The 23,574-nt window shown below is 72.4% G+C and carries 48 protein-coding genes; 1 reads left to right on the top strand and 47 read right to left on the bottom strand.

Features of this window, described 5'->3' with window-relative positions; translation table 11 throughout:
* Positions 1-9: 9 nt before the first annotated feature.
* From FHU30_RS22245 to FHU30_RS22315, 15 genes are all read right to left on the bottom strand, one after another.
* The gene (locus tag FHU30_RS22245; RefSeq protein ID WP_253878472.1) at positions 10-696 is read right to left on the bottom strand and encodes a hypothetical protein; all 687 of its coding nucleotides are present in this window, start codon (positions 694-696) and stop codon (positions 10-12) included.
* Positions 697-891, bottom strand: coding sequence for a hypothetical protein (locus FHU30_RS22250; RefSeq protein WP_253878473.1), 195 nt, complete (start codon positions 889-891; stop codon positions 697-699).
* 71 nt (positions 892-962) lie between these two features.
* The gene (locus FHU30_RS22255) at positions 963-2,210 is read right to left on the bottom strand and encodes a phage major capsid protein (protein WP_253878474.1); all 1,248 of its coding nucleotides are present in this window, start codon (positions 2,208-2,210) and stop codon (positions 963-965) included.
* Positions 2,211-2,343: 133 nt separating this feature from the next.
* Positions 2,344-3,447 (bottom strand): HK97 family phage prohead protease, encoded by a 1,104-nt coding sequence (locus FHU30_RS22260; protein WP_253878475.1) that lies wholly within the window; start codon positions 3,445-3,447, stop codon positions 2,344-2,346.
* Positions 3,444-4,631 (bottom strand): phage portal protein, encoded by a 1,188-nt coding sequence (locus tag FHU30_RS22265; RefSeq protein WP_253878476.1) that lies wholly within the window; start codon positions 4,629-4,631, stop codon positions 3,444-3,446. Before FHU30_RS22265 ends, FHU30_RS22260 begins: the two co-directional genes overlap by 4 nt.
* Positions 4,628-4,813 carry a hypothetical protein gene (locus tag FHU30_RS22270; RefSeq protein WP_253878477.1) on the bottom strand — a complete coding sequence of 62 codons (186 nt, stop codon included), beginning with the start codon at positions 4,811-4,813 and terminating at the stop codon, positions 4,628-4,630. The genes FHU30_RS22265 and FHU30_RS22270 overlap by 4 nt, the downstream gene beginning before the upstream one ends.
* 38 nt (positions 4,814-4,851) lie before the next feature.
* Positions 4,852-5,133: a hypothetical protein gene (locus FHU30_RS22275; protein WP_253878478.1), complete on the bottom strand. Its 282-nt coding sequence runs from the start codon at positions 5,131-5,133 to the stop codon at positions 4,852-4,854.
* Positions 5,134-5,142: 9 nt separating this feature from the next.
* Entirely contained in the window at positions 5,143-6,477 is a 1,335-nt protein-coding gene (locus FHU30_RS22280) for a terminase large subunit domain-containing protein (protein WP_253878479.1), read from the bottom strand.
* Positions 6,478-6,535: 58 nt separating this feature from the next.
* Positions 6,536-6,814, bottom strand: coding sequence for a hypothetical protein (locus FHU30_RS22285; RefSeq protein WP_253878480.1), 279 nt, complete (start codon positions 6,812-6,814; stop codon positions 6,536-6,538).
* Positions 6,815-6,991: 177 nt separating this feature from the next.
* A complete protein-coding gene (locus FHU30_RS22290; protein ID WP_253878481.1) occupies positions 6,992-7,300 on the bottom strand; it encodes a hypothetical protein in 309 nt (102 codons plus the stop codon).
* A gap of 15 nt (positions 7,301-7,315) precedes the next feature.
* Positions 7,316-7,708 carry a GIY-YIG nuclease family protein gene (locus tag FHU30_RS22295; RefSeq protein WP_253878482.1) on the bottom strand — a complete coding sequence of 131 codons (393 nt, stop codon included), beginning with the start codon at positions 7,706-7,708 and terminating at the stop codon, positions 7,316-7,318.
* A 252-nt stretch (positions 7,709-7,960) separates the two neighbouring features.
* On the bottom strand, positions 7,961-8,584 hold the full coding sequence (locus FHU30_RS22300; RefSeq protein WP_253878483.1) for a hypothetical protein: 624 nt from the start codon (positions 8,582-8,584) through the stop codon (positions 7,961-7,963).
* A 71-nt stretch (positions 8,585-8,655) separates the two neighbouring features.
* A complete protein-coding gene (locus tag FHU30_RS22305; protein ID WP_253878484.1) occupies positions 8,656-9,864 on the bottom strand; it encodes a DUF932 domain-containing protein in 1,209 nt (402 codons plus the stop codon).
* 80 nt (positions 9,865-9,944) lie between these two features.
* A complete protein-coding gene (locus tag FHU30_RS22310) occupies positions 9,945-10,256 on the bottom strand; it encodes a hypothetical protein (protein ID WP_253878485.1) in 312 nt (103 codons plus the stop codon).
* A gap of 11 nt (positions 10,257-10,267) precedes the next feature.
* Positions 10,268-10,654, bottom strand: coding sequence for a WYL domain-containing protein (locus tag FHU30_RS22315; protein ID WP_253878486.1), 387 nt, complete (start codon positions 10,652-10,654; stop codon positions 10,268-10,270).
* 162 nt (positions 10,655-10,816) lie between these two features.
* On the opposite strand from FHU30_RS22315, the gene FHU30_RS22320 reads away from it, so the two are divergent.
* Positions 10,817-11,329, top strand: coding sequence for a hypothetical protein (locus tag FHU30_RS22320; RefSeq protein WP_253878487.1), 513 nt, complete (start codon positions 10,817-10,819; stop codon positions 11,327-11,329).
* A 161-nt stretch (positions 11,330-11,490) separates the two neighbouring features.
* On the opposite strand, the gene FHU30_RS22325 is transcribed toward FHU30_RS22320, so the two are convergent.
* From FHU30_RS22325 to FHU30_RS22480, 32 genes are all read right to left on the bottom strand, one after another.
* Positions 11,491-11,892 carry a hypothetical protein gene (locus FHU30_RS22325; RefSeq protein WP_253878488.1) on the bottom strand — a complete coding sequence of 134 codons (402 nt, stop codon included), beginning with the start codon at positions 11,890-11,892 and terminating at the stop codon, positions 11,491-11,493.
* Positions 11,893-12,060: 168 nt separating this feature from the next.
* Positions 12,061-12,300, bottom strand: coding sequence for a hypothetical protein (locus FHU30_RS22330; protein WP_253878489.1), 240 nt, complete (start codon positions 12,298-12,300; stop codon positions 12,061-12,063).
* Positions 12,297-12,485 carry a hypothetical protein gene (locus FHU30_RS22335; RefSeq protein ID WP_253878490.1) on the bottom strand — a complete coding sequence of 63 codons (189 nt, stop codon included), beginning with the start codon at positions 12,483-12,485 and terminating at the stop codon, positions 12,297-12,299. The genes FHU30_RS22330 and FHU30_RS22335 overlap by 4 nt, the downstream gene beginning before the upstream one ends.
* Complete coding sequence (locus FHU30_RS22340) at positions 12,482-13,279, bottom strand: hypothetical protein (protein ID WP_253878491.1); 798 nt, start codon at positions 13,277-13,279, stop codon at positions 12,482-12,484. Before FHU30_RS22340 ends, FHU30_RS22335 begins: the two co-directional genes overlap by 4 nt.
* Positions 13,276-13,497 carry a hypothetical protein gene (locus FHU30_RS22345; protein ID WP_253878492.1) on the bottom strand — a complete coding sequence of 74 codons (222 nt, stop codon included), beginning with the start codon at positions 13,495-13,497 and terminating at the stop codon, positions 13,276-13,278. Before FHU30_RS22345 ends, FHU30_RS22340 begins: the two co-directional genes overlap by 4 nt.
* On the bottom strand, positions 13,494-13,721 hold the full coding sequence (locus FHU30_RS22350; protein WP_253878493.1) for a hypothetical protein: 228 nt from the start codon (positions 13,719-13,721) through the stop codon (positions 13,494-13,496). Before FHU30_RS22350 ends, FHU30_RS22345 begins: the two co-directional genes overlap by 4 nt.
* Positions 13,722-13,764: 43 nt before the next feature.
* Positions 13,765-14,061 carry a hypothetical protein gene (locus FHU30_RS22355; RefSeq protein ID WP_253878494.1) on the bottom strand — a complete coding sequence of 99 codons (297 nt, stop codon included), beginning with the start codon at positions 14,059-14,061 and terminating at the stop codon, positions 13,765-13,767.
* On the bottom strand, positions 14,058-14,675 hold the full coding sequence (locus tag FHU30_RS22360; protein WP_253878495.1) for a helix-turn-helix domain-containing protein: 618 nt from the start codon (positions 14,673-14,675) through the stop codon (positions 14,058-14,060). Before FHU30_RS22360 ends, FHU30_RS22355 begins: the two co-directional genes overlap by 4 nt.
* Positions 14,672-14,863 (bottom strand): hypothetical protein, encoded by a 192-nt coding sequence (locus tag FHU30_RS47175; RefSeq protein WP_253878496.1) that lies wholly within the window; start codon positions 14,861-14,863, stop codon positions 14,672-14,674. Before FHU30_RS47175 ends, FHU30_RS22360 begins: the two co-directional genes overlap by 4 nt.
* Complete coding sequence (locus FHU30_RS22370; protein ID WP_253878497.1) at positions 14,860-15,237, bottom strand: hypothetical protein; 378 nt, start codon at positions 15,235-15,237, stop codon at positions 14,860-14,862. Before FHU30_RS22370 ends, FHU30_RS47175 begins: the two co-directional genes overlap by 4 nt.
* Positions 15,227-15,385, bottom strand: a complete 159-nt coding sequence (locus FHU30_RS22375) for a hypothetical protein (protein ID WP_253878498.1) — start codon at positions 15,383-15,385, stop codon at positions 15,227-15,229. Before FHU30_RS22375 ends, FHU30_RS22370 begins: the two co-directional genes overlap by 11 nt.
* Positions 15,382-15,711, bottom strand: coding sequence for a hypothetical protein (locus tag FHU30_RS22380; RefSeq protein ID WP_253878499.1), 330 nt, complete (start codon positions 15,709-15,711; stop codon positions 15,382-15,384). Before FHU30_RS22380 ends, FHU30_RS22375 begins: the two co-directional genes overlap by 4 nt.
* On the bottom strand, positions 15,708-15,917 hold the full coding sequence (locus tag FHU30_RS22385; protein ID WP_253878500.1) for a hypothetical protein: 210 nt from the start codon (positions 15,915-15,917) through the stop codon (positions 15,708-15,710). Before FHU30_RS22385 ends, FHU30_RS22380 begins: the two co-directional genes overlap by 4 nt.
* Positions 15,914-16,075: a hypothetical protein gene (locus FHU30_RS22390; RefSeq protein ID WP_253878501.1), complete on the bottom strand. Its 162-nt coding sequence runs from the start codon at positions 16,073-16,075 to the stop codon at positions 15,914-15,916. The genes FHU30_RS22385 and FHU30_RS22390 overlap by 4 nt, the downstream gene beginning before the upstream one ends.
* Positions 16,076-16,152: 77 nt before the next feature.
* Complete coding sequence (locus FHU30_RS22395; protein WP_253878502.1) at positions 16,153-16,461, bottom strand: hypothetical protein; 309 nt, start codon at positions 16,459-16,461, stop codon at positions 16,153-16,155.
* Positions 16,458-16,814 carry a DUF4326 domain-containing protein gene (locus FHU30_RS22400; protein ID WP_253878503.1) on the bottom strand — a complete coding sequence of 119 codons (357 nt, stop codon included), beginning with the start codon at positions 16,812-16,814 and terminating at the stop codon, positions 16,458-16,460. The genes FHU30_RS22395 and FHU30_RS22400 overlap by 4 nt, the downstream gene beginning before the upstream one ends.
* Entirely contained in the window at positions 16,811-16,999 is a 189-nt protein-coding gene (locus FHU30_RS22405) for a hypothetical protein (protein WP_253878504.1), read from the bottom strand. The genes FHU30_RS22400 and FHU30_RS22405 overlap by 4 nt, the downstream gene beginning before the upstream one ends.
* A complete protein-coding gene (locus tag FHU30_RS22410) occupies positions 16,996-17,604 on the bottom strand; it encodes a hypothetical protein (RefSeq protein ID WP_253878505.1) in 609 nt (202 codons plus the stop codon). The genes FHU30_RS22405 and FHU30_RS22410 overlap by 4 nt, the downstream gene beginning before the upstream one ends.
* Before the next feature lie 42 nt (positions 17,605-17,646).
* A complete protein-coding gene (locus FHU30_RS22415) occupies positions 17,647-18,447 on the bottom strand; it encodes a DUF5131 family protein (protein ID WP_253878506.1) in 801 nt (266 codons plus the stop codon).
* Entirely contained in the window at positions 18,447-18,641 is a 195-nt protein-coding gene (locus FHU30_RS22420; RefSeq protein WP_253878507.1) for a hypothetical protein, read from the bottom strand. The genes FHU30_RS22415 and FHU30_RS22420 overlap by 1 nt, the downstream gene beginning before the upstream one ends.
* Positions 18,638-19,108 carry a WhiB family transcriptional regulator gene (locus FHU30_RS22425; RefSeq protein WP_253878508.1) on the bottom strand — a complete coding sequence of 157 codons (471 nt, stop codon included), beginning with the start codon at positions 19,106-19,108 and terminating at the stop codon, positions 18,638-18,640. Before FHU30_RS22425 ends, FHU30_RS22420 begins: the two co-directional genes overlap by 4 nt.
* Positions 19,105-19,617 (bottom strand): helix-turn-helix domain-containing protein, encoded by a 513-nt coding sequence (locus FHU30_RS22430; protein ID WP_253878509.1) that lies wholly within the window; start codon positions 19,615-19,617, stop codon positions 19,105-19,107. Before FHU30_RS22430 ends, FHU30_RS22425 begins: the two co-directional genes overlap by 4 nt.
* Positions 19,618-19,831: 214 nt before the next feature.
* Positions 19,832-20,032: a hypothetical protein gene (locus FHU30_RS22435; RefSeq protein ID WP_253878510.1), complete on the bottom strand. Its 201-nt coding sequence runs from the start codon at positions 20,030-20,032 to the stop codon at positions 19,832-19,834.
* Positions 20,029-20,658, bottom strand: a complete 630-nt coding sequence (locus FHU30_RS22440) for a hypothetical protein (protein WP_253878511.1) — start codon at positions 20,656-20,658, stop codon at positions 20,029-20,031. Before FHU30_RS22440 ends, FHU30_RS22435 begins: the two co-directional genes overlap by 4 nt.
* A gap of 93 nt (positions 20,659-20,751) precedes the next feature.
* Positions 20,752-21,291: a hypothetical protein gene (locus tag FHU30_RS22445; protein WP_253878512.1), complete on the bottom strand. Its 540-nt coding sequence runs from the start codon at positions 21,289-21,291 to the stop codon at positions 20,752-20,754.
* Positions 21,284-21,511 carry a hypothetical protein gene (locus FHU30_RS22450; RefSeq protein ID WP_253878513.1) on the bottom strand — a complete coding sequence of 76 codons (228 nt, stop codon included), beginning with the start codon at positions 21,509-21,511 and terminating at the stop codon, positions 21,284-21,286. The genes FHU30_RS22445 and FHU30_RS22450 overlap by 8 nt, the downstream gene beginning before the upstream one ends.
* Positions 21,508-21,888, bottom strand: coding sequence for a hypothetical protein (locus tag FHU30_RS22455; RefSeq protein WP_253878514.1), 381 nt, complete (start codon positions 21,886-21,888; stop codon positions 21,508-21,510). Before FHU30_RS22455 ends, FHU30_RS22450 begins: the two co-directional genes overlap by 4 nt.
* The gene (locus FHU30_RS22460) at positions 21,885-22,250 is read right to left on the bottom strand and encodes a hypothetical protein (protein ID WP_253878515.1); all 366 of its coding nucleotides are present in this window, start codon (positions 22,248-22,250) and stop codon (positions 21,885-21,887) included. The genes FHU30_RS22455 and FHU30_RS22460 overlap by 4 nt, the downstream gene beginning before the upstream one ends.
* On the bottom strand, positions 22,247-22,576 hold the full coding sequence (locus tag FHU30_RS22465; RefSeq protein WP_253878516.1) for a hypothetical protein: 330 nt from the start codon (positions 22,574-22,576) through the stop codon (positions 22,247-22,249). The genes FHU30_RS22460 and FHU30_RS22465 overlap by 4 nt, the downstream gene beginning before the upstream one ends.
* Positions 22,573-22,902 carry a hypothetical protein gene (locus FHU30_RS22470; protein ID WP_253878517.1) on the bottom strand — a complete coding sequence of 110 codons (330 nt, stop codon included), beginning with the start codon at positions 22,900-22,902 and terminating at the stop codon, positions 22,573-22,575. The genes FHU30_RS22465 and FHU30_RS22470 overlap by 4 nt, the downstream gene beginning before the upstream one ends.
* Positions 22,899-23,225, bottom strand: a complete 327-nt coding sequence (locus FHU30_RS22475) for a hypothetical protein (protein ID WP_253878518.1) — start codon at positions 23,223-23,225, stop codon at positions 22,899-22,901. Before FHU30_RS22475 ends, FHU30_RS22470 begins: the two co-directional genes overlap by 4 nt.
* Positions 23,225-23,563 carry a hypothetical protein gene (locus FHU30_RS22480; RefSeq protein ID WP_253878519.1) on the bottom strand — a complete coding sequence of 113 codons (339 nt, stop codon included), beginning with the start codon at positions 23,561-23,563 and terminating at the stop codon, positions 23,225-23,227. Before FHU30_RS22480 ends, FHU30_RS22475 begins: the two co-directional genes overlap by 1 nt.
* Positions 23,564-23,574: the final 11 nt, after the last annotated feature.

The raw sequence follows: 23,574 nt of genomic DNA on the forward strand, positions 1-23,574 counted from the left end.
TCATCCCTCTCAGAAGAACCCGGTGTACTGCGAAAGCGGTTTGATCGGCCCGCTGGCCGTGGCGGCGGCCTTGACCTCGATGCCCGCCAGGACCCATGTCTGCGGAGTCGGCGCGGACAGGCCCATCGTCTGCGAGCCCGCGGTCGCGGCGCTCTGGTAGGCGTAGTAGGCCACCATGTTGTTCCCGACATGGCCGTCCTGGAGCCCGTCCTCGGTCGCGCTGGACAGGTAGGCGCGGGTACTCGGGTCCTTGTCGGAGGCGTCGGCGGACGTCCAGGACACGACCGAGTTCGCGGCCGTCGTGGTCAGGGTCGTCGAGCACGTGCCCGTCCCGGAGGTGGTCGCGTTGACCGCCGGAGACGCCGCGAGCGTCGCCCCGGACCACCGCTCGACCACCATCGAGTGCCATGAGGTCGCCGACGGCGTGGAGGACACCGTCATGTTCACCGGCGACCCGGAGACCACCGCCGTGTAGATCCCGCACCAGTTGTTGAACCCGCCGGGCGCGACGATGTTCCTGGACGTGAACGTCTGGGAACCGCCGGTCGGTGCGCCCATCGAGACGGCGGTGTCCCACGTCGCGAGCTTCACCACGAGCACCTCGCCGTTCGACGGAGTGAAGGTGGTCGTGGTCAGGGTCGTGGTGTTGCTGGCGTTGGCGTAGACCGCGTACGACGTGACCAGCGACGGGGCCATCTACTTACTGCGCGTGGACGCCTTCGGCGCGGTCGCCTTCTCCTCGTCCTTGCCGCGCGTCTCGACGGGCTCGGCCATGCCCTGCGCGCACAGCATCGCGCCCTCGACGTCGGGCAGCTCGATCTCGCCGCCGGGCGCCGGCCACTCCTGCCCGTCGCGCGTCCCGGAGATCTGGTGCTTCATGACCACTCGCATCTTGCCTCCTTCGGGTGCCGGGCCCGGTCGGGGTCCCGGGCCCGGCACGTCGTTGCTGGTGAGGACCACTGTCAGCTCGCGCCCCCGGCGAACACCTTGATCGCCCCGGTGGTGTCCACGACGTCGCCGTCGCCGCGCAGGATCGCGCGGAACGTGACGAGGTCCGAGCTAAAGGCGAAGTCGTCGCTGCGCTCGAACCGCAGGGTCTCCACCATGCGGATGAAGTACTGCGAGAAGTCGCCGAACGCGACGCTCTTGGCGGACAGGCCCACGGCGGGCATCGCCGGGTCGGTGAACAGCGGCTTGCCCAGGACCGTGTCGGGGTTGCCTGCGGTCAGGGCGGGCTGCCAGAGGTACTCGCCGTACGCGTCCTTGATCTTGCGGAGGGTCGCGACGGACGCGTCCTTCATCAGCCACGCGCACGACGGGCTGTTCCGGTACGGGTAGATCACGCTGTAGAACAAGTCGATCAGGTTGTCGGCCGTGTATGCGCCGCCGACGCCCGTGCCGCCGGTCACTCCCGTCGTCGAGGCCGTGACCACCCCGTTCGGCTGGTTGGTGCCGGTACCGGTGACCAGGTGCGCGCCGATCCCGTTGCCGAGCGCCCGCCCGGCCTGCATCGCGAGGTAGCCGGTCAGGTCGATCGAGGTGTCGTTGAGCAGTTCGTGCGAGATCTGGATCAGGAACCCGTACTTGAACGCGTCCAGGGTGACCTGGCCGAACGTGGGCTCGTTCGCGGCGAGGGTGGCCGCCTCCGCCACGATCGACGCGTTCGCGCTGTGCGCCGTGGTCTTGGGGACCTGGATCGACTCGCCGGTCGCGGTCCGCAGGATCGTCGCGCCGATCGACAGCATGCCGCTGACCTCGATCAAATGCGCGATCAGGCGGTTGTAGAAGCTGGTCTTGACCGTGTTCGCGCCCGCCGCCGCCGTCAGCTTCGACAGCGTCCGCAGGTCGGTGCTGCGCTCCTCCGCCGTCGGACGGATGTCCAGCGCCCGGCCACCGGACGCACCGGACAGCCACGAACGGAGCTGCTCATCCGCGCTCTTGTCCTCCGGCGCCTTACGGCCCTCGGCGACCGGCTGGTCCAGCAGCGCCCGGAACGTCTCCTCCGACTCCTTGGCGCGCTCCTCGGCCTCCTGGAGCTTCTTGACGCGCTCGTCGATGGCGTCGATCTCGCTGTTCAGCCGGAGCCAGGTCTCCTGCTCCTCGGCGCTGAAGTCCCGCTTCTGCTCGGCGACGCTGTCGGCCAGCGCCTTGGCCTCTTCCCAGGTCTTGAGCCGCTTCTCGTGCAGGCTCTTGATGAATGAACGACTCAACGCCATCTCCGTTTCAGAGATCTGAACTGGACGTTGAGGTGGGTTGCGCCCTGCCTCCGCGGCAGATATCCGGCTGCCGGGCCGGTCTTCCTGGTCCGCGAGCGGTGGGTTGCGCCCTGCCGCTCGCGATCCGTCAAGGCAGCGGGTACGGGGGCCTCTGCTTGGCGGCGAGGGCGACCATCGCCGCCCGGACCTCACCGCCTGCCTCGCCCTGTCCTGCGCTGCGCATCCCGGCCATCGCCAGCAGCGATTCCGGGGGGTCCTCGGTGAGCTGGTCGCGGTAGAGGCTGATCAGCGTCTTGGCCGCCGCCGTCCGCTGCGCGTCGGAGATGCCCGTGACCGCGCCGAGGCCGTGCCCACCGGCCGCCGCGTGCACCCCGTTCCGGTTCAGGTCGCCATCCGGCTCGCGCACCGGCAGCTTGTAGCGGCCCTTGGAGTCCTCCGCGCCCTCACCGGTGTCGATCAGGCAGGCGCGCCGCCACTGGGCGATGTCGTAGTCGGCCGGGGTGAAGTTGGACCAGGGCTCGTCCGAGACCGTCTCGCGTACCTCGGTCCCGCCCTCGACATTCCCGAGCGCCGCCTCGGCGGCCTGCCGGGCGATCTCCTGGAGCTTCTCGTCGGGCGTGTTCCGGTTGACGTGCATGTCGATGACCGTCGCGGGCGGGTGAGCAAAGAACCTGCGCAGCTCGTTGGCGGCGGCGGCCTGGAGCACCTCGTCCGGGTCCGCGCCGACCTGCGCGGCCAGCGACCGCAGGCCGGTGCTGGTGTCGGGGTAGGCCGGCGAGTTCACCGGCGCGACGTCCACCAGGGCCCCGCTCACCAGGGTCCGCAGCGGGAAGCCCTGCTCAGTCTGGGCCCACTCGTCCTCGAAGGTCCGGAACGCGAAGCTGCTCTGCCGCACGTCGCCGCGCTGCACCAGCTCCACCACGTCGGCGCGGCTGGACGGCGGCACGACGGTGTAGTCCAGGCCGGTGGCGTCCACGGCCAGGCGCAGTGTCCCGGCGGCCGTGGTGCCCAGCAGCATGTTGTCGGAGTGGTTGTAGCGGGCCATGACGCCAGGCCAGCCGTCCGCCTGGCTCTTGGCGAAGAAACGCGGCTCGATCTGCTCAACGAAACCGCCCAGGTTCTGCGAGAGGCGCATGAACTTGGCGGCGTACCCGCCGATCTGCTGCGGGGCGTCCGGCTCGGCGCGGACCTCCACCAGGCCGCGCGTGTACCGGCGCTCGACGTCGTTCACAGCGTCCCTCCCGGGGCGGTCGCGGGCTGTGCGGTGGGTTGGGAGGTAGCGGGCACAGGCGGCGTGAACGATGAGCCCTCGCCGTTCGGCAGCGGCGGCCGGTCCTCCAGCGCGCGGACCTCGTCCCGGCTCATCCAGCCGTCGGCGAGCGCCAGGTGGTGCGCCTGGTAGCGGCTCAGCAGGTCCGCGCGGATGATGCTGTCCACGTTGAACTTCACGAAGTGCGGCGAGGCGAGGAGCCCGCTGATCGCCGTCTCCAGCTTCACCAGCCACGGGCGCAAGGTGTGCCGGACGAAGTTCAGCGAGTCCTGCTCGACCGTGCTGTAGGTCAGGCTCTTGCCGACCTCGCCGCCCATCATCTGCGGCGGAATCCCGTAGATGCTCGCGATCTGCGTCGCGTTCATCTTCAAGGTCGCGAGGAACTGGCTCTCCTCAGCGGGAACCGAGATCGGCGTGTACTCCAGTCCCCCGCCCATCACCACCGGCTCGCGCGCCTCGGCCGCGGCGCGGAACCGCTGCTTGAGCGCCTTGGCGTCGGCCTGCTCCAGCCGGTTCTCCGACGTCAGGATCGCGGCCGGAGTGCTGCCGTTCTGGAACCAGTCCCGCCCGAAGCTCTGCGCGTAGATTCCGGTCTCGATCGTCGTCCGGTACGCCATGATCGGCGAGAGGCCGAGGACCCGGCCCGGCAGCGTGTAGCCGGGGATGTGCACCAGCAGCGAGGCGTCCAGCGGACGCCCCCGGAAGAACCACTGCGGACGCTCATCGGTCCGGTCGTGCAGGATCTCCACGTCGTCCGGGTGCAGCCACTCGATCTGCGACGGCCCACCGTTCCCGCCCACGACCGTGATCAGGCCGTAGGCGTTCCCGCGCAGCGTCAGCGACGTCATGGCCCGGTGCACCCAGTCGTAGACCGTCCCGTACTGCGTGGGGTCACGGATCAGCGCCGGGTCGGTGATCGGCATACGGACGTCGCCGACCTGCCGGAACGTCTGGAGCGGCAGCGAGGCCACCGAGTCCGACAGCAGCCGCGTCGCGGCGAACACCGGCACCAGCGTGAGCGCGGTGTCCATGCTGGTCACCGCCGTCAGGCGCTGGTCCGCGCCCGAGCCCCAGACCTGCTGGAACGAGATCGTGCGCGCCTCGCCCGGCGGCGATTCGGCGCGCCGACGCCACGGCCACCTCATCGCGCCAGCCCTCCGAGCGCCGTCGCGATCTGCCGGAACGCCGCATCCATCAGTGCGCAGGTCCACTGACCCGGCCCGACCTCGGCCATCGGCTCCTGGCAGCAGGGGCACAGCGGACGCCCCTGCCCGTCGAGCCCGACCCGGCTCCAGGAGCCGACCTCGGCCGCTCGAAGGTCGCTCACCGCACGCCCTCCCTCACCCAGGCCACCGTGCCGCCGCCTCACTCCAGGTAGAGGACGAGTTCGGAGGTGCCGGACTCGCGGTGCACGAAGATCCCGCTCGCGAACTCCACCGACAGCGGCCCCAGGAGCTTGGACTCGGACGCGGCGAGCTTCACCAGCACCCGCGCCGGGTCGCCGGTGGTCGTCCCATCGCGCATCACCAGCGCCGCGGCGGCGGGCGTGCCCGCGTTCTCCCGCACCGAGACACCGACCAGCGTGAACGGGCCCGTCACCGCCTGGACGTTCGCCGTGCCCGACGCCACCACGACCGACCTGGCCATCAGGCCCCCTCACCACACGTTCTCCATCACGTTGACCGCCCCCGCCTTGGCCCCGAACTTGCTCCGCCCCCAGGCGGCGAGCGTCACCGCCACCAGCGGCGAGATGTCCACCGCCGACGAGCGCCGCGACCACGCCCACGCATCGCCCAGCGACCGCCGGACGGCCCCGGCCACCGCCTCGTCAAGGGCCCGCTGTCCCGCGTGCCGCAGCGTCGGCGGGCCATCCTGGGGCCGTGCGGCATCGATGAAACCCCCGCACGCCTGCGTCAGGTCCCGCATGGACGGCTTGGTCACCGCGACGCCCGCGGCCTCCAGGTCCGGGATCAGCGAACCCGCCGGCCCGGCCGCGTCGATCACCACCGCGCACGGCCCCCACCGCTCGCACATCTCCACCAGGCGCGGCACCACCCACCCGGTACCGCGCCGGTGCTCGGCGACCTCCACCAGCGTCAGACCCTCGCGCCGACCTGCCACCCCGATCGACGCGTGCGACCGCTCGGGCGTCACGTCCACCGAGAACGCCACCGGCGCCATCAGGTCTGGATCCGGCAGCGTCGCCACCAGGTCCATCCAGGCGTCCCGGCCGAGGACGAGCCATTGGTCCGGGGCCGCGTCCGGCCACTGGTTCAGATAGGCGCGCCGGAACTCCGGCAGCTTCATCGACTCGAAGTCGGCCCGCACCGCCGCCTCGGTGACCGTGTGCCCGAGCGCGGGCATGCACTCCCACCATGTCGCCGGGTCGGCCGGGTCGGCGTCGTTCGGGGCCGACCACTCGAAGTAGGCGACCGCGGAGTGTCCACCGGCCTCGCAGCGCCTGCGGCCCGCGTCCACCTTCCCGCGCAGGAACACCGACCGCATCGTGCCCGCCGTCGAGATCACGACCTGCTGCGGTTGCGGACGAGTGATCATGGCGGGCTTGAACGCCTGCTCCAGCCGGTCGTCCTCCTGCGCGAACGCCTCGTCGATGACGCCGAGGTCGAGCGTCTCGCCGTGCCCCGCCTTCTCGGTGTTGGAGGTCAGGCCGTGGATCGACCCGTTGCGCCAGCGGAACGCCTCCTGGCCGAGCTGCCTGCGCACCCGGTACAGCGACCGCAGCGGCGACGCCTCCAGCGCGACCAGATGCTCGTCCTCCCACTTCTTGCGGGCCGCCCCGCGCGTCTGCGCCGAGTACAGGATGTTCTGCCGCGACCCGAACCCCAGCGCCCGGTGCACCATCAGCGCCAGCAGCAGCGTCGTCTTCCCGGACTGGCGCGGGACCGTGAGGACCACCTCGCGGTAGGCCAGCAGGCCCGTCACCGGATCGACTTCGAGGATCACGTCCGCGACGTGCCGCTGCCACGGCATCAGCGGCGTCCCGAGCGTCTCGGCGATCTCGGCTGCCCGCGCCCCGAGCGTCGGGCGGTCACTCCTGGGCGTCCCCCACCGGGGAGGACAGGTGCGCAACGAGGTCAGCAAGGGCGTCCGAGTCACCATCGCCCCCCGCGTCGGCCAGCGCCTCCAACGTGGACCGCAGCTCCCGCGCGACCGCCGCCGTGGCCATCCCGGCGTCGTTGTCGAGCTTGCGGGCCAGCACCCGGGACAGCGCGGTCAGGCCCTCGTGCAGCGGCGAGACCTCCTCCAGGCCGGCCAGCGTCCGCGAGACCGCCGACTCGACCTCGCCCGGCTCTTGCTGATCGGCCACTGGTCCACCTCGTCCGGCAGGCTGCTGCGAGCCGCGTTCCCGGCGGGGTCCCCCCGGTCGGGCTGCACACACGAAAAAGTTGATGGCGGCGGGTCAGACCGACCGAAGATCAAAAAGCCGCTGACCTGCGAAAACGTGGCGACTGATCGTTGATCACGCCGCTGACCTGCGGCGATGTCACCAGCGGCTCGGCTGGGGCGGGGACCATGCCCGCCGTGGTGCTGGCTTGCCCCGTCGCTGGCGGTTGCCCTTGATCGCTCCGGCTCGGACGTTGCACGCGGCGTGCGCGAGGCCCCGGTAGCCGCTGCGGTCGTCCTCATGGTCGAGGTGGAGCGCCTGGTCGGGGTACATCGGGTGGCCGCATCGGGTGCAGGGCTGGCCGGGGCAGGCGGCGAGGTCGGCGAGGAGCTGGCGGCGGAGGGTCTGGTGTGCGGTGCCGTAGCCGCGTGCGGTGGTGCTGCCGGGGTCGGTGCTGCGCTTGCTCACGCTGGCCTCCCGGTCTCAGTCGTCGGCGTGCCAGCTGGTGATCGGCGGGACGTTCATCGCCGCGCGGAGGTCGTTGATGTGGGCGATCAGTTCGGGCGCGGGGTGGTACCACTCGCGCCGCTTGGCGCGCTGTGCGGCGAACCGCTCGTGCGTGGCCTGTTCGAGGTCCCGGTCGCCGGGGGTGACGGCGAGGATGGCGGTCAGGTCGGAGGTGAACGCGCGGCGGCGGGTCTTGAGGTTGCCGCTGTGGCCGATCTTGATGAGGTCGCCGTCGCGGATGAAGTAGACGACGGGGCCGAGGGCGGCGAACGCCTCGCTGATGCGCCGCTTGCGAGTGGCCTCGGGGTCGCCCTCGTAGCTGCGGTTGACGTTGATGGCGAACTGGTGCCTGCCCTTAATGTGGGCCATAGCTCGACTCCGTAGTAGTCGGCTCGGCCCCGGGATCGTGGACGCGATCGCCGGGGCGCTTTGCTGGGGGAATGAGAGAAGCCCGCGAGCTGTCGCTCAAGCGGGCTTCGTTTGAACCTCGGCTTGCGCCGGGCTGAGGCCATACCTCGGATGGCTTACATGCGGCAGCGTTGCACACCTCTGACCTGCGACGCAACCTCGGCTCTCGCTGCAAAGGGCGTGTCGCACCGGTATGCGCCGCAATGCGCCCTTTCATCCGCACGTGGGGGTCGCGGTCGGTACGGGTGTCGGGGTGGGGCTCGGGCGCGCGGTGACGGTCACGGTGACCGTGACGGTCACGGTCGGCGCGGGTGTCCCGGTCGGGGTCGGGGTGGTCGGGGCAGGGCTCGGGGTGGTGGGCTGCGGGGCGGGTGCGCGGGCGGCGAGCGGGGTGGCCGGGCACGGCGTCTTCGGCATGGTGGGGCGGACGGTCGGTGCGGCCGGTGCAGTGGGCAGGTTGGGGTTCGCGGGTGCGGGTGCGGGCTTGGGGACGGGCGCGGCGGACGGCGCGGGCGCGGGCGCGGCGGACTTCGGGGTCTTGGTAGCGGTCGGAATCTCGCTCGGGGTCCATGCGGGCGCGGTGGGCGGTGGCGTATAGACGGACGGGTCCAGCACGCGCGGCGCGGCGACCTTCGGGGGGGTGGCGGGGTGGGCGTGCCCGCCGGACGGCCACCACAGGTAGGCGGCGGTGCCGCAGACGGCGGTGAGGGTGAGCACGGCGGCGGCGGCTTTGATGCCCTTGCGGGCCGGACGCTCGGCGGCGGGCTCGGCGGTGGGCTTCGCGGGGTCGGTCGGCGTGGTCCGGGGGGTCTTGCGCAGGGGCCGGGGGGTGGGCATGGCGCGCTCCTGAGAAGGCCCGAGGGACCGGGCGGGTGCGGAGGTGCCCGGTCCCTCGGGGGTCGGGTGGGTCAGCCGGTCTGGACTCCGCCGCCGACAAGGCGCATGAGGCGGCGGTGCGCGCGGGTCTTGACGTCGTCGTCGGTGCCCTCCAGCGCGGCGGTCGCGCGGGCGATCTCCTCGGTCATGGACTTGCCGGGGCGGCGCGGCGCGACGTGGTCCAGGTAGTCGGTGATCGTCCGCTCGGCGGCGTAGGCGGTCCGTCCGGCGCGCTCGGCCTCGGTCCGGTACATCGCGTGCAGGGTGTCGCGGCGGCGGGTGTCGTTGGTCCGGGTCCGCTGGGGGTCGTCGGCGCTGGCCGGTTCCCACAGGTCGGAGATCACCCGGTCGAACTCGTTCACCGCGAGGTCGGTGCGGGCGAGCGCGGTCTCCTCGGCCCCGAACCGGGCGGCGTAGGCGCTGGTAAGGCCGAGCGTGCGGCGGGCCTCCTCCAGCCGGTCCAGCGCGCGGGAGGTGTGCCGGATGGTCCAGCGGTACTGCGCGTCGCGGACCGCGAACCGCTCGGTGTTGGCGCAGACCGGCCGCCACGGCGTCACCACGGTCTGCGCGGTGCTGGTCCCGTCGTGGCTGTTGATCGCGACCAGGAACAGCTCGATCGTGTCGTCGAGGCCGCCCGGGTCGATCGTGACGGCCTGCGGGACGCGCATCGAGACGAACACCTTGCGGCCGTCGCGCAGCGATCCGGCGGACTCCCAGACCACGCCCTGCTGACCTACCAGGTCTTCCAGGAAGCGGAACAGGCTGCGGTTCTGGATCTCGCGGTACTTCCCGCCGACCACGCCGAGCGGCGCGTGGGTGTCGTCGCGGACGGTGACGTAGGCGTCGGGGACGGTCCGGATCTCGCCGTCCACGCTGTAGCGGACGCTGCGGCGCTCCACCTGCCAGGCGATCCCGGCGAGGCGCAGCACCTCATCGATGTCGCTGATCCCGCCGGGGATGATCTGGCCGAGGCCGTGCCAGGCGGGGACGGCGCTGTAGAGGGCGGCGTCGCCGGTGCCGGTGAGGTCCAGGCCGTGCTGCGGCAGGATCAGGCCGCCCTGGTTCACCAGGATCTCGCCGTTGTCGTACGAGCCCGGGTCGGTGACCCGGTAGCGGCCGTTGCCGACCGGGGTGAGCTTGCCGGACGCGACCCGCTGGTCCCAGGCGGCTTGGCGGGCGCGGGCGGTGTCGATCTGGGTGGAGCGCTCGGCGGCGAACGCCTCGTTGATGTTGCTGGACACGGTGTCCTCCCGATGGGGGGTGAGATACGACGTGCCCTTCCGGGGCTTGAACCCGGATGCCTGCCGGTAGGGCGTGTGAGTCAGGGGACGACGGGCAGGTCGGGGGTCCAGCGGGCGGCGTCGCCGCTGAACCCGTCCGGGTCCACCTCGGCGATCTCAGCGCGGATGCGCTCCTCCGCCGTGTACTCGGCGATCTCGGCGGCGGTCAGGGGCGTGATCGAGGTGGGCCGCACGTGCCGGATGAGGGTGCCCGCTCCGACGGGGGCCAGGTGGTAGCGGCAGGTGCCAGCCCGGTTGTCGAGGCAGGTCCCGGAGATCTCGTAGACGCCGTGCCGGTCTTCGAGCGAGCCGTGGTAGCGGACGAGGACACCGAAGCCGAGCGGGTTGATCATCACGGGACTCCTCACGGGTAGATCGGGCAATCGGGGGTCCAGCGGGCGGCGTCGCTGTAGTAGCCGGTCGGCTGAATCCGGGCGATCTCCTCCCGGATGCGGGTGAGCGCGTCGCGGGCGGGGCGGTCCAGCAGGAGCGGGCCGCGCAGCAGGTCGGCCGACACGATGCGGTCAAGGCGGAAGGTGCGCGGCTCCTCCGACAGCCGGTCCATGGCGCGGACCAGCAGGTGCCCCGCGCGGGTGGTCTCCACCGCGTACGGCTCGATGATGCGGAGCGTGGAGACGCCCTCGGCGTCGGAGTAGGCGATCAGGACCGGGCGCTCGAATTCGGCCGCGCGGATCATGAGGGCCTGGTTGGCGAACAGTGCGGCGGCACTGGGGGGCGCGATGGGCGTCATCGCAGGTCACCTGCCTTGCTGGACTACCTCAATCGTCCGCTTAACCTTGCGGACTGTCAACCTTTTTCGGACGGCCAATCCTTGACAGTGCGCAAGCTCGGCAGGGACCATGAGCGCAGGCGCGGCAGCGCGGCTGACCAGCGACAGCGAGGAGGGCGGCGGATGCCGCGATGGAGCGTGCGAGTGGACCTCGCCACCGAGGCCGACGACGAACGCGCCCGAGCACTGGCCGCAGAGCTGGCAGACATCCTCGGCAGGCTCGCCGTTCACACCAGTCCCAGCAGTGGGACGGCCGACCGGGTGTCGGCGCTACTGGCCGTCGAGGCGGCCACACTGCGCGCCGCCCAGGAGCACGCGCGCCACGAGATCGCGGCAGCTCTGCGCGAGCACCGCGGGGAGGTGGTCGGGATGGACACCCGGCTCTGGGACGAGACGCACACCGCACGGGACGCGCCCGAACTCATGGGCGTCCAGGAGATCGTCGAGGCGATCGGCGGGAACTCCCCGCAGGAAAGGATCTCGCGGCAGCGCGTCCACCAGATCGTCAAGCGCGCGGACTTCCCCGCGCCGGTCGCGCGACTGGCGTCCGGGTCGGTGTGGCTCGGCTCCGACGTCCGGCGCTTCCTCGCCACCTGGGAGCGTCGCGCGGGCAGGCCGCCCAAGCGCGAGCCATGACCGCCGGCGGCATCCCGCCTACGATGGAGGCGGCCCCTTGGGGCCGAGGTTCGGGCCGGTGGGAGTGCCGCGAGCATGCCGCGCGCGTGTTCGTTCCCACCGGCCCCCTGGGCACGCGAGAAGGGCCCCGGACGGTGATCGTCCGGGGCCCTTGGTGCGGGTCAGTTCAGCGACGGCGGCGGGACGGGCGGCATCGGCTCACGCCCGTGGATCATCTCGTGTGCGGTGAGCGCCTGCCCCATCGCCTGCCGCATGAGGACCATCGCGACCTCCTCGCGATAGGCGGTGCCGAGCGCGCGCAGGTGAAGCAGCGTGTCGAAGGCGGCGAGCCAGAACATGATCGACCCGTGGAGCACCTGCCCGATTTCGGACACGTCCCCCTCGGCTCCGTACAGCTCACCGGCGGCGCGGGCGGCGGCGTCCATCGCGGTCCCGATCGGGTCGCCGGACAGGTCGTCCGCAGCGCCCCCGAGCGGCGGCAGGCTGATCGGCTCGGGCAGGCAGCGCAGCGTCTTGGCGATGCCCTCGTACGCGGCGGTCCAGCGCCCGATCAGTTGCTCCATGCGTTCCGGTTCCATCGTGGGCCCCTTTCGTGGGCGGCCGAGGTTGTGATCCGCCGGGGCCGGAGGTGCCGACTCCGATTCCCGGCAATTCCACACTACGCCGCTGGCCGAAAATTGTGGAGAGATAAAGCTGGAAAGGCTGGCCAGAATGCGCCAAGATCTGCGCGGCTAAACGCGTGGATCATTCAGCAGCACGAATTCCCCGAGCGTGTACTCGCGGTCGGCGACCTGCGTCCACGTCGCGGCGAACCGCCTGCCCGGAAGCTCACCGACGGGAATTCCGGCATCACCGGCGATCACGGCGGACGGCATTCTGACCTCGCGGTCGTCGCGCGCGGGAACGACCACGATGGCGTCGTCCCCGACGGTCAGCAGTACGAGCACCTCGACGCGTTCGGAATGGCTCATGCCGCCTCCACTTTCGCGATCTCGTCATGGCGGTAGGCGAACCGTCCTCCGCCCGCCGTGATGATGGTCAGCCCGCGCTCGCCCTGCCCGGCGAACTCGCCCACGACCGGCCCCGGCACCGCCCACGGGTTGAGGGTGAGCCGCACGCGCCGTCCCTTGAGATGCTCGCGGTCCGGGACGCTCATCCCGCCATCCTGCCCTGCCGCGCGGCCAGGTACCGGGAGACCGACCCGAGGTCGTACCAGACGGACCCGCCCCGCTCCTCGCTGCGGATGTGCCCGCGGTGCGCCCACGACCGGATCGTGGACGCCGTGACCTGCTGGCCGTACGAGCGCAGCGCGTAGGTCTGCACGCGCTCGGCCGTCACCATCCGCCCCGCGATCGTGTCCCGCAGGTACGGCGCGGCCTCCTGCGGACCGCACCGCGAGCACCGGGCCTCCCACGCCTCGGCCCGGGTCAGCACCATGGAGACGGTGCCCGTGCAGCGCTGCCCGTCCTCATCCGCGCTCCGGCACCGCTCCCCCGTCGCCAGACGGCGGACCGGATCCAGCAGCGAGCGGGCACGGCGGACCAGCTCGGCGAACACCGGCGGAGACTCGGCGGCGGCGGGCAGGGTCGCCGCGATCCAGTCCACCTGGTGGGCCAGCAGCTCGGCCACGGCGCGGACGGTGGACTCGGGCAGGGTGAGGCCGCGCGCGTCGGCGACGTGCAGGGCCCACCAGATCAGGTCGTGGCGGATCTGGTCCCGGTGGCCGGCGACGGCGGGATTGATCGGGAGCGGATGGCCGGAGGAACCGGTGACACGCTGCCCCGCCCCTCCGGTGACAGCCAGGGCCTCGGCGAGCGCGTCGTACAGGCGCGGCAGCGCGTCGAGGTCGAAGCGCAGGTCGTAGTAGCACCGGGCGCACAACCGGAGCGCGGGCAGGGCGCGGCGCTCGTCGTCGCCGTGGTCGGTCACGCACAGGTCGTTTGTCGTCATCGAGCTTCCTCGAAGTGGACTTGGGGGCGAGCCCAGCGGATGCCCACGCCGCGACCGCGCCACATGAACGCCATGCCGATCGTCACGCCCCGGAAGGGCGTTCCGGGGATCGCGCCGTAACGGTTCCAGGCCGCGAGAGGATGCGGTCTGGCAGGACGCAGGAAGTCGATACGGGGTCTGACGAATCGGCGGCTCCACACCTCGACTTGCTCGTTCACCTGTCCTCCCTCATGCCGCGCGTGGCCAGCCGGTGCAGGCCGGTGACGAGTTCGACGGCCGCCATCACCGCCAGGGCGGCGGGCCACGCGAGCCCGCCGAAGATCTCAAACTCGTCGTTGCGCCCGTCCAACCAGCGGACGCCGACCCAGGCCAGGAGTCGCATCATGGCGGCGGCCACGGCGAGGTAGGCGACCGCTCCGGCGATGGCCAGCAGCGCGTTCACGCCCGGCCTCGCACGTCGCCGATGATGAGGCCGATGGAGGGGGTCACGGCGTCTCCGTGGGGTCTGTGCCGGGGCAGATGAACGGGTAAGGCAGGTCGCGGCGTCCGGTGCACGCCGGGCAGTCCTCGGCGTTGGCGCCCGTAACGTGTGCGGGGAACGGCATGCCATCGAATCGGCGGCCGAACTGCTCCTCGGGGGCGTCACTGGCGTGCGGATGCCCGTGGCGGTCGAAGCAGACGATGCGGTTGACCAGGCGGGTGGGTCGCGGGGCGGGCGGGTCGTGGCGTTCGGGGTGGGCCGACAGCAGCCGGACCAGGGCACGGCAGACGCGGTCGATCACTGGGGCTCCTCCGAGACGGGTTCGAGGGCGGCGAGGATCTCGCGGCGCGCGACGTACAGAGGCCAGTCCTCGGGCTCGACGGCATCGGCCTCGGTTGCGGGCCATGTGCCGACCAGTTCGCGGACACGGTCGGCGGCGGCTTCGGCGCGCTCCGCGCGGTCGCGGAGCCTGTCGAGCTGGCAGCGGAAACACCAGTCGGCGCAGCCGTGCCCGAAGTCGGCGTGCGCGTCCGGGAACCCCTCCAGCAGCCGGTCGAGGGTGGCGACCTTCGCTTCGAGGTAGGCGGTGCGCTCGCAGGCGCGGTCGAGGACGGGCTGCACGATCCGCATCGCCGCGTCGGTCTGGGTTTCGATGCTGAACCCGTCGCGGTCGATAGCGTCGCGGAGCCGGGCGCGCAGGTCGTCGTCCGGGTCCACGACCGCGACCACCAAGGCACGCCCGCACGCCTCGGCGATCTTCTCGGCCCACTTCAGCGACAGGTGCGCCTTGCCGATCAGCATCTGAGACAGGTGCTTTTGGGAGACGCCGATCTCCTCGGCGACGGTGATCTGCGCGCGCCCGGCGGCGGTGATGGCGTCTTGGAGATCGTGGCCGAGTCGCTCCGCCGCGTTCACGTGTCGCCTCCGGCGATGCGGGCGGCGCGGGTCTCCCTCGGCAGGACGGTGGCGGTGAGCCGCCCGGCGCGGACCTCCTGCCGTTCGGCGGAGGCCAGGGGCCGGACGGGGCTCCCCCGGTGACCGCACGCGCAGTCGGGCGACAGGCATCCCTCGTGGTCGCGGCGCTGGCATCTGGCGCAGATCACGCGTCCTCCTCCGTCCGGGCGAGGACGTCGGCAACGGTCAGACCGTTCACAACCAGCTTCGCCGCGTGCTCGCGGGCCAGGTCGAGGGCGTCGGCAAGCGTGAACAGGTGGGCGTCCCGCCACGCGCCGAACGCGGCTTCGTAGGCCGCGCGGTCGGCCTCGGTCTCGGGCTCGTACCAGCCGAACGGGCCCTCGTAGCCAGGCGACCACTTCCCATCGCCGCCGAGCATCAGCAGGCCGTGCGACACCGACCACCGCTCGCCGCCCTGGTACTCGACCGAGATCGTGAACGCGACGGCGTCCGGGTGGCCCTCGGGCAGGCGCGAGGCGGTGAAGCGGGCGGCGCAGACCCGGACGGCGGGGTCAGGTGGCATCGCGGGTCTCCAGGGCGGTGGGGCGGTCGGTGAGGCGCGGCGGCCAGTACAGGCCCGGCAGGTGCGGGTCGTGCGTCATGCGGGCGCGCCGCCAGCGGCCGGCGTGCAGGTGTTCGCGCCACTGGCGTGCCATCGGCGTTTCGGTCATCGGGGGTCCCTGGTGTCGGGGTGCTGAGGAGCTGCGAGGTACTCGGGCCCGGCCGGGGCGCGTTCGGTTTCCTGGCGGCGTTCGCGCAGAGCGGCGCGCGCCTCGGCGGCGCGGCGGTGGGCGAGGTCGGGGTCACGCGGCCCGGACGCGATGACCGCCTCGGCCGGACGCGGCACCGGACGCCAGCCCTCCTCGCACATGGCGGCGATGAACGCGGCGGCCCACGCGTCCGGGTCGGCGAGCGCGGCGACGTGCGCCACGCGGCGGGACAGCTCGCGCGTGGCGGCGTCCACGGCGCGCTGAAGCTCGGGGTCGCGGTCGGTCACGGTTCCTCCGGGACGAAGCGCGGCGGCCACTCCCCCGGCCCGCCGAGCGGGCCGCGCGGCACCGCCCCGGCTGGGAGGACGCCGTAGCCGGTATGGCAGGACTCACCGGTGTGCCACCAGGCCCCGGACGGGCCGCGCTCGCCGGGGCCTCCGCAGAACGAGCAGTGGCCGGGCTTCATGACCTGGGCACGGCTGGGTTCGGTCACGTGATCACCTCGACGGGTTCCAGACGTTCGAGGCGGCCCCGGATGAGGCACGGGTGGCCCGCACCGCCGTTCCAGCAGAAGATGCAGTTGAGCTGGCCTTCGATCAGAAGCGGGACGTGATCGTCGCAGAGCCGCATGGCGAAGACGTGCTCGTGCACGCATCCGCCGGTGCCGCGGTGGGTCGCTGGCGCGAAACACCGGCGGCCGTCCGACGTGGCGCTCTGGCACGGGCCCGTCATGACGGGCCTCGCCCGGCGCGCGCCGCCTCGTTGCCGGGGGTTCCGTGACCGCGCGGGATGCCCAGCGCGCGGCAGCAGTGCGCGCAGCGAGGGCGACTGAGCCGCGAGAACAGGCCGGGCCACGCCATGACCGTCGTGACGCCACAGCGGGCCGTAAGCGTCAGCTCGTTAAGGCGGAGCGCCTCGCAGGCGTCCTCGTCGTCGGGGTCAGGCGCTGTGGCGGGGACGGCGTGCAGCCGGTTCCGCGCCGCGAAGGTCGTTAGCCACCAGTGGCCGTGGTTGTCGGCCGTGGGCATCGCGGTCACGTCGGCTCCTCGGCCGCGATCTCCAGCAGCACGGCCGCGTGGCAGTGGTCGGGCTGTCCGGGCTCGGGCAGCGGGCACCAGCAGGCGAGGTCGTGGCCGGCCAGCTCGCGGCGGACGTCCTCCACGTCGAAGTCGAGGCGGCCGTCGAGCAAGTCCTCGCGGTACCGGCGGGCGGCGACGCCGCGCGCCTCGCCGGGCGCGCACCAGACCTCCTGGTGCCACTGGTTCCGGACCGTCCGGCTGCTGACGGCGCGCCAGGGGTTGCCCCACTTGGTACCGCGTCCGACGTAGATCGCTCCCTCGGCCAGGCGCGAACCGCGCGTGCGTTTCCGCTGGATGCGCTTCGCGCTCACGTGTGCTCCCGGCGGTCGTCGAGGTCGGGGATGTGCTGGCCGGTCGCGGCGTGGTACTGCCGGTCGCAGTAGGCCAGCTGGTCGCGGAGCAGCTTCTGTTCGGCGCGCAGGGCGCGGACCATGCGGCGGCGGGCGCGCTCGTCGAGCACGCGGCACCACCAGGCGTCGAGACGATCGATGATCATGCGGTGTCCTCTCGGAGCGGATGGCATTCAGGGCAGCGGGCCACGCGGCCGTCGTCGAGTTCGATCTGGCGTTTCACGTCGTCGCTGCACTGGCCGCACCACGGCGGCACGGCGCGCCCGGCCGGACCCGTGGGTCCGGTCCGGCCGGGCGCGCCGCGCGCTCGGGGCCGGTCCCCGGCCCCGCTTCCTTCGGGGCGGGGCGGGGACGGGGCATCGTCTTGAGACGCGTCTATAGACGCGTCTCTGTCCACAGGTTTTTCCACAGGGCCGTTCTTGCGCTTGTCCAACCAGCGACGCTGCCGCTCGGCCTTGGCGACTCGGCCCTTCTCTACCTTCGAGCGGGACGGCTGGAACTCCAGGTAGTCGTGGATGAGCCAGCCGCCGTCCACCCGACGCCAGAGTCCCGACCTGCACAGCTCATCGACGAACTTGTCCGGCCGCCGCATCCTTGCCACCATGCGCAGCTCTGCTGCCGAGATCCGACCATCGGTCAGATTCCTAGCGGACCAGCAGATGGCTGACACGTGGAGCCGGAAGGCGGCGTCCGACAATCCGTCGATTTTGCGGTGGATCGGGAACTGGTCATCGAAGCGGACCCAGGGCACCTACGGCCTCCTTCCTGTGCTGTCAGGGGGCACTCGGCCCGGCTATCGGGCTGTCGGGTACTCGTCGGGCAGCGTCATGCCGGGGCGGCCGTTGACGAGGTTGGGCTTGAGGTGGACCTTGCAGCCCGCCTTACGGGCCTGCGCGACGATCCGCGCGACCCACTCCAGCGGCGGCGCGAACGCCGGGACGGCGCCGTCCGGCTGCCGGGTCCCGGTCTGCGCGCCGATCACCACCCAGTCGAAGACGCTGAGGTCGGTGAACTCCAGCGGCTCACGCAGCGGCTCCAGGGACAGCCACTTCACCGCCCCGCCGTCGAGGTGCCGGAACGCGTCCTCGGCGATCCGGACGCGCTTCTGCTCGTCCACTGAGGTGCCGACCCATGCCGTGGGCGGCAGGTCCAGGCCGACGTAGCGGGCGGGGAACTTGGTGAGCAGGATGTACTGCCACCAGGGCGCGCCCGCCATCGCCTCGTGCACGGCCGTGATCCACTCGTCCGGCACCCACCGGCCGTACAGGTCGGCCATGGAGCACACGAACACCCGCTGCCACGCCGGGTCGCCCTGGTGCCTGGCCGGGACGCTGGTGTTGACCGGGGCGGCGAGCCGCTCCTCGTGGAACAGCGGCGTGAACCCGGCGGGAAAGGCGTTCGGGAACCGCGTGGCGATCGCACGCGCGTAGCAGTAGTCGCACCCGTGCAGGCAGCCGGTGACCGGGTTCCAGCTCCACTTCGCCCACGAGATCCCGGCGCCGGTCTGCGGGGTGAACTTGGCCTTCCCGGACGGCCTCGGGTAGGCGACCTCCCGACCGTCGTGGGTGCGCAGGGTCACCAGTGTGCGGGCCATCACGCTCCTCCTTCTGCGGCGTCCGTGCCGCGTGCGGACCGCAGAAGGTCGCGGTCGGGTGGGGTGAGGTAGGCGGCGTGCAGCGTCCTGATCAGCCGCCGCATCAGCTCCACCACGCTGGGGTCGCCCGGCGGGTCGGGGCGGGCGCGCTCGGCCTCCAGCAGCCGGATCCGCGCGTCGAGTTCGTCGGTCATCGCTGCCGCCGGTACTGCTGCTTGGCCTTGTACTCGCACTTCTTGCACGCCGAGGCCCGGCCGTCGCGGGTGGTCTTGTTGCGGTAGAACTCGTCCAGCGCCTTGAATTCGCCGCAGCGGGTGCACTCCTTGAGGTCGATCGGGGCGGGCACCGCCTCCTGCGGCTCGGCCTCGGCCCCGGTCCGTCCCATCGCCCGGCGCACGGCGCGGCGCTCCAGCTCGGTCAGGCCGCCGATCATCCCGCCGGGGTCGGGGTGGGCGTAGGTGCCCAGCCCCAGCCCCCAGGCGCGGCACGGCCGCCAGACGGGGCATCGTGCGCACAGGGCGCGGGCGAGTTTCACTCCCGCCGTGCTGGTGGCCTCCAGGAGCTGCGGATGGTCCCGGCACAGGCCGCGCAGGTCCCAGTCGCCCATGCCCGGCGGGGCCTGAGTGACGGCGACGGTGCCGGGAACTGCGGGGTCCGTCATGCGGTGGCCTCCTTCCGGGGCCGGCCGACGCCCGGCTCGCCGGGCTCCCACCGGTAGGTGGTGCGCCAGTAGACGCCGATGCGGCAGGCGGCGGACCAGCGGGACAGTTCCGCGGCGCGCGCCGCGAGGTAGGCGCGGCGCAGGTCCCTGTGCTCGTCGCACCACCGCCGGAAGGTGGCAGACGCCACGCAGTCGGCATGCGCGCACACCGGAGGCGGAGTGGGCGGGGCGATGTGGCGGCGGACGGTCTGCGGGGTGACGCCGACGCGCGTGGCGACCTCCTCGACCGACAGGCCGCCCTCGATCAGCCAGGCGCAGTCCTCGCGGATCGCTGCCGTCCGGGCCCGGCCTCTTCGCGGGGCGGGTGGATCGGCCTCGGGGTCGGCACCGGCGCGGTACCAGCGGAAGTAGCAGGCACTGCACCATCCGCGTTGGGGCCTGCCCGGACACGGCTCGCCGCAGTTGCCGCAGGCAGGCCGATCGCCAGGCGCGCGGCGAAGGGTGCCCACCCCGGCCGCTCCCCTCGCTGCGGCGGCCGGGGTGGGGTCTGTGAAGGCGGCGGTCACGAGGCCGTCCAGCCATCGGGTAGCCGGTAGCGGCCGGTCCTGCGCCACTCCCGTTTGCACGCGGCGTGCGCCTTGCGGCAGGCGTCGCAGAGCGGCTGGCCGCGGCGTCGGTGCCGCATGATGGCGGCGGGCGTGCCGCACGGCTTCAGCGGGCGGGTCACGTTGCCTCCTCGCCGGGTTCGGACGGCGGAGGGCGCAGGCCGCCCTCGCGCACGGCGGCCGCAGCCCGCCGCGCGTCGATCTCGCCGAGGCCGTCGCGCCGGACCCGCTCGACGCGCTCGCGCGCCTCTGCCCAGCAGATGGCGGCGACGGCGGTGGCCAGCGCGGCGAGCGGGATCAGGGACAGCAGCGTCGTCATGAAGCGCCGCCCGTCCGGACCGGCATGATGATCGCGTTGAAGCCGTCCGGGCCATGGAGCACCACCGGCTTGTGCGCCGTGAGGAACGAGATCCTGATCGGTTCGACGATGTGCCCGCGAGCCGTGATGGCCCGGGAGACCCTCGCCATGAAGTGCGGGCTGAGGTGCACCTCGTGCGCGTAGGTCTTGGGGTCGATCTCGGACCAGCCGTCGAGCATCTTCTGGTAGTCGGGGAAGCCGTCGAACTCGGGCGGCGTGAAGGTGATCGAGGTCTCGAACTCCTCGAACTCGCCGAGGAACCGGGCGGTGACGCGGCCCTCGACGCGAGCGAAGGAGACCATGCCCATGACGGGCTTGCGGGCCGTGCCCTTGGGAACCATCGTCAGCAGGCGGCGCGCGATATGCGCCGGGATGAGCAGGCCGTACGGCTCGCCGGTGACCTTCACGTGCTCCCAGTACAGGGTGTACCGGTCGGTCGCGGCGAACTCGATACCGTCATCGATCACCTTGACCTGCACGTTCTCTAGCGCGGGCCACGTGCCGGTGCGATCGGTGAAGGCAAGCGCAGTCGTGAGCGCGCGCCGCAGAACGATCGCCTCGATGGTGAACTCGGTCGGCTCGGTCATGCCGCGTGTCCCTTCAGGTGGCGGGCAGGGTAGGTGTCGCGGCGGGCCAGCCACAGCGCCCACGCGGCGCGCAGGCGGCCGACCCGGACGGGCTCACGCATCGCTCTCACCGCCGTCCTCGGGTGCGGGATGAAACCGGCCGGCGGGCGGCTCACCCCCGTCCGGGGTGGTCGTCTCGGGCAGCTCGCGGGAGGCCCCGGCGGTGTGGATCGCCTCGGCGCGCTGGGTCTCGTCGGCGTAGCCGAGCGCGGCGGCGGCGTGGCAGACGCACTCGCAGCCGTCGCCGGTGCACATGCCGTGCGCGCCGTGCGCGCACGGGTCCTCGTCCGCGAGCGTCGGCGGCACCTGCGCCGGTGCCTGGGTACCGGGCAGGAGCGCGGCGGGGATGGTGAGGTGCTCCTCACCCGCCAGCAGCACGGCCATGCGCAGGTAGCGGCGGGCGTCGTCGCGGGCGGTGGTGAGTTCGCGGCCGAGGTCGGCGTGCCGGCCGCGCAGTTCGCCGAGGGCCTTCTCGTACTGCGCGATTTCGGGGTCGATCAGTGCCTGAGCGGCGGTGATCTCGGCGCACCGGTCGTGGCGGCCCTGCGCGGCGCGGAGGGCTTCGAGGATCGGGGTGGGGAGGGGTTCAGTCATCGTCGGTCTCCTGGCTGCGGGCCAGCTCGGTCCGGTAGAGGGCGTCGTACTCGGCGGCGTGGCGCTCTGCCAGCGCCTTCAGCGCCCGGTGCCGTGCGCTGCCGGTGGGCCTGATGTAGGCGGCGTTGGCCTGGCGGCACGGCTCGCAGGGCTGCTCACCGCGCCGCTTGTGGCGCTTGTAGGCGGCGCGCGTGCCGCAGGGCTGCAAGGTGCGGCTCACCGGGACTCCTGGTCGGCCGGGGGGTTCATGCGGCGCGCCTCGGCGGCGAGTTCGGCGGCCAGCAGCGGCGCGTACCGCTCCGGCAGGGTCCGCGCCAGCTCGGCCATGGCGCGTCTGCGGGAGCGCTGGTAGACCCCTCCGCTCCGGCTGGTGACGCCATCGGCGGCGAAGTGCTCGGCCTCCAGCCGCGCGAACATCTCCGGGAAGGTGCGCGCCAGCCTGGTCAACGCGCGGTTGCGGGCGCGCTGGTAGCCGCCGCGCTTGGCGTAGACGTAGGCGGACTTGGCTTTGCGGCACGCTTCGTCGATCGGCTGGCCGTGGCGTCGGTGGCGCTCATAGGCGGCGCGGGTGCCGCACGGCCGCAGGTCGCTGCTCATCGGGGCTCCTGGCGGGTGGCGACGGGGTGCGCCTCGGCGGCGAGTTCGGCGGCCAGCAGGTCGGCGTATTCGGTGGGCAGCAGCCGGGCCAGCTCGGACTTGGCGCGGCGGTGGGCCCGCTGGTAGGCCGGGCCACTGCGGGTGGTGACGCCGTCGGCGGCGAACTCGCGGATCTCCAGGGCTGCGAACGCGTCCGGATGCGCGTGGGCGAGCCGGGTCAGCGCACGGGTGCGTGCGCGCTGCGCTTCGCCGTGTCTGGCGTAGGTGTGGGCGCTGTTGACCTTCCGGCAGGCGTCGCACGGCCGTTCGCCATGCCTGATGTGCCGCTGGTAGCCGGACGTGGTGCCGCACGGGGCGCTCACGATGCCGCCTCCTTGTCCAGAAGATCGGCCAGCACCGCCCGGTACTCGGCGTCGTAGATGCGGGCCAGCTCGTACTTGGCGCTCATGTAGGTGGCCGTGGGGGGCTGGGACGGGGAGCGCCGCCGCTCGGCGGACAGCAGCGCGTCGAACTCGGCCCGGTGCCGGTCGCGGACCACGTTGCGCGCGCGAGCCGCGACCACCCGGTTCCCGGGATGGGCCATCGAGTAGTCGGCGTTCGCCCGACGGCACTCCGCGCAGGGCTCCTCGCCGTAGTACAGGTGCCGGGCATAGGCCGCGCGGGTGCCGCACGGCTGGAGCGGGCTCACCGGGACACCTCCTTCGCCAGCCGCGCCCGGTGCTTGGCCAGCAGCCCGGCGAACTCGCCGGGGTGCAGCGAGGCCAGCCGCGTCCCGGCCCGGCCGCTGGCCCGCCGGAGGCTGTCCTCCCCCGCGTCGGGCTCGCTCGCCAGTTCCTCGGCCCGCAGCGCCAGGAAGGTGTCCCAGTGCAGCCGGGCCAGCTCCCACTTGGCGCGCCCGCGCGGCTTGTTCGCCGTGTTGATGGCCGCCAGGCACTCCCGGCACGGATCCTCGCCGTGGTAGAGGTGCCTGCTGTAAGCGGCGACCGTGCCGCAGGGCTTCAGCGGGGCGGTCACGGCGCACCGTCCTCGGGGACGATGCTGCCGCCGTAGGACATCAGCGCGTTGTATTTGGCCATGCTCGCCTCGGAGATCGCGATCACCTCGTAGGCGACCGGTCCCCACGTCCGCTTCGCGCGGTAGTGCGACGTCCCGGTGGGCGTGGTGCCGAGCAACTCGGCCACCCGGTCCACCTCAGCGCGCTGGTCGGCGTCCGATCCGTCCGCGTGCACCACCAGCTCCGCGCGGCCCGGGAGCGGCACCTCGCCGTGCGCGTCGAGGTAGTCCGCAGCCTCGCGAAGGGCCTCGGTGAACGCCTTGCGTCCGTTCGGGTCCTGCATCACGCCGCCTCCGTCCGGTCGAGCGGGCGGCGGCGGACCTGCGCCCACACGCCCAGCGCCGTGCCCCGATAGCTGGCCAGGACGTAGCAGTTGGTCCACGCCGTCACGCCGTCGTCGGCGTCCACCCGGACGACCGCCCGGTGCAGGAACTCGGCGTAGTCGCAGATCGCCGTGAGCGCGTCATTGCCGGACGCGCGGACGACCCCGAACATCTCGCCGGTGTCGGTGATCTCCCACTTGGCGGCAGGGAGGCCGATCTCCAGCAGGTGCGCGAGGGTGAGCGCGGCGCAGATCTGCCGCCCTCGCGGGCTGGTCTTCTCGATGTACAACTGGTGCACGGCCGTTTCTC

Origin of the sequence: Actinomadura rupiterrae (assembly GCF_024172125.1) — a bacterium.
Taxonomy (GTDB): domain Bacteria; phylum Actinomycetota; class Actinomycetes; order Streptosporangiales; family Streptosporangiaceae; genus Spirillospora; species Spirillospora rupiterrae.

What these genes read in the sequence shown, in the direction of transcription:
- FHU30_RS22300 (WP_253878483.1), bottom strand. Translation starts at nt 8,584, where the DNA reads ATGCCCACCCCCCGGCCCCTGCGCAAGACCCCCCGGACCACGCCGACC.
- FHU30_RS22320 (WP_253878487.1), top strand. Translation starts at nt 10,817, where the DNA reads ATGCCGCGATGGAGCGTGCGAGTGGACCTCGCCACCGAGGCCGACGAC.
- FHU30_RS22420 (WP_253878507.1), bottom strand. Translation starts at nt 18,641, where the DNA reads ATGACCGACGAACTCGACGCGCGGATCCGGCTGCTGGAGGCCGAGCGC.
- FHU30_RS22475 (WP_253878518.1), bottom strand. Translation starts at nt 23,225, where the DNA reads ATGCAGGACCCGAACGGACGCAAGGCGTTCACCGAGGCCCTTCGCGAG.
- FHU30_RS22315 (WP_253878486.1), bottom strand. Translation starts at nt 10,654, where the DNA reads ATGACGCCCATCGCGCCCCCCAGTGCCGCCGCACTGTTCGCCAACCAG.
- FHU30_RS22455 (WP_253878514.1), bottom strand. Translation starts at nt 21,888, where the DNA reads ATGAGCAGCGACCTGCGGCCGTGCGGCACCCGCGCCGCCTATGAGCGC.
- FHU30_RS22280 (WP_253878479.1), bottom strand. Translation starts at nt 6,477, where the DNA reads ATGCCGTGGCAGCGGCACGTCGCGGACGTGATCCTCGAAGTCGATCCG.
- FHU30_RS22295 (WP_253878482.1), bottom strand. Translation starts at nt 7,708, where the DNA reads ATGGCCCACATTAAGGGCAGGCACCAGTTCGCCATCAACGTCAACCGC.
- FHU30_RS22335 (WP_253878490.1), bottom strand. Translation starts at nt 12,485, where the DNA reads ATGAGCGTCCCGGACCGCGAGCATCTCAAGGGACGGCGCGTGCGGCTC.
- FHU30_RS22250 (WP_253878473.1), bottom strand. Translation starts at nt 891, where the DNA reads ATGCGAGTGGTCATGAAGCACCAGATCTCCGGGACGCGCGACGGGCAG.
- FHU30_RS22405 (WP_253878504.1), bottom strand. Translation starts at nt 16,999, where the DNA reads ATGATCATCGATCGTCTCGACGCCTGGTGGTGCCGCGTGCTCGACGAG.
- FHU30_RS22340 (WP_253878491.1), bottom strand. Translation starts at nt 13,279, where the DNA reads ATGACGACAAACGACCTGTGCGTGACCGACCACGGCGACGACGAGCGC.
- FHU30_RS22435 (WP_253878510.1), bottom strand. Translation starts at nt 20,032, where the DNA reads ATGACGACGCTGCTGTCCCTGATCCCGCTCGCCGCGCTGGCCACCGCC.
- FHU30_RS22375 (WP_253878498.1), bottom strand. Translation starts at nt 15,385, where the DNA reads ATGACCGAAACGCCGATGGCACGCCAGTGGCGCGAACACCTGCACGCC.
- FHU30_RS22245 (WP_253878472.1), bottom strand. Translation starts at nt 696, where the DNA reads ATGGCCCCGTCGCTGGTCACGTCGTACGCGGTCTACGCCAACGCCAGC.
- FHU30_RS22325 (WP_253878488.1), bottom strand. Translation starts at nt 11,892, where the DNA reads ATGGAGCAACTGATCGGGCGCTGGACCGCCGCGTACGAGGGCATCGCC.
- FHU30_RS22310 (WP_253878485.1), bottom strand. Translation starts at nt 10,256, where the DNA reads ATGATCAACCCGCTCGGCTTCGGTGTCCTCGTCCGCTACCACGGCTCG.
- FHU30_RS22415 (WP_253878506.1), bottom strand. Translation starts at nt 18,447, where the DNA reads ATGGCCCGCACACTGGTGACCCTGCGCACCCACGACGGTCGGGAGGTC.
- FHU30_RS22370 (WP_253878497.1), bottom strand. Translation starts at nt 15,237, where the DNA reads ATGCCACCTGACCCCGCCGTCCGGGTCTGCGCCGCCCGCTTCACCGCC.
- FHU30_RS22445 (WP_253878512.1), bottom strand. Translation starts at nt 21,291, where the DNA reads ATGACTGAACCCCTCCCCACCCCGATCCTCGAAGCCCTCCGCGCCGCG.
- FHU30_RS22440 (WP_253878511.1), bottom strand. Translation starts at nt 20,658, where the DNA reads ATGACCGAGCCGACCGAGTTCACCATCGAGGCGATCGTTCTGCGGCGC.
- FHU30_RS22265 (WP_253878476.1), bottom strand. Translation starts at nt 4,631, where the DNA reads ATGAGGTGGCCGTGGCGTCGGCGCGCCGAATCGCCGCCGGGCGAGGCG.
- FHU30_RS22275 (WP_253878478.1), bottom strand. Translation starts at nt 5,133, where the DNA reads ATGGCCAGGTCGGTCGTGGTGGCGTCGGGCACGGCGAACGTCCAGGCG.
- FHU30_RS22330 (WP_253878489.1), bottom strand. Translation starts at nt 12,300, where the DNA reads ATGAGCCATTCCGAACGCGTCGAGGTGCTCGTACTGCTGACCGTCGGG.
- FHU30_RS22425 (WP_253878508.1), bottom strand. Translation starts at nt 19,108, where the DNA reads ATGACGGACCCCGCAGTTCCCGGCACCGTCGCCGTCACTCAGGCCCCG.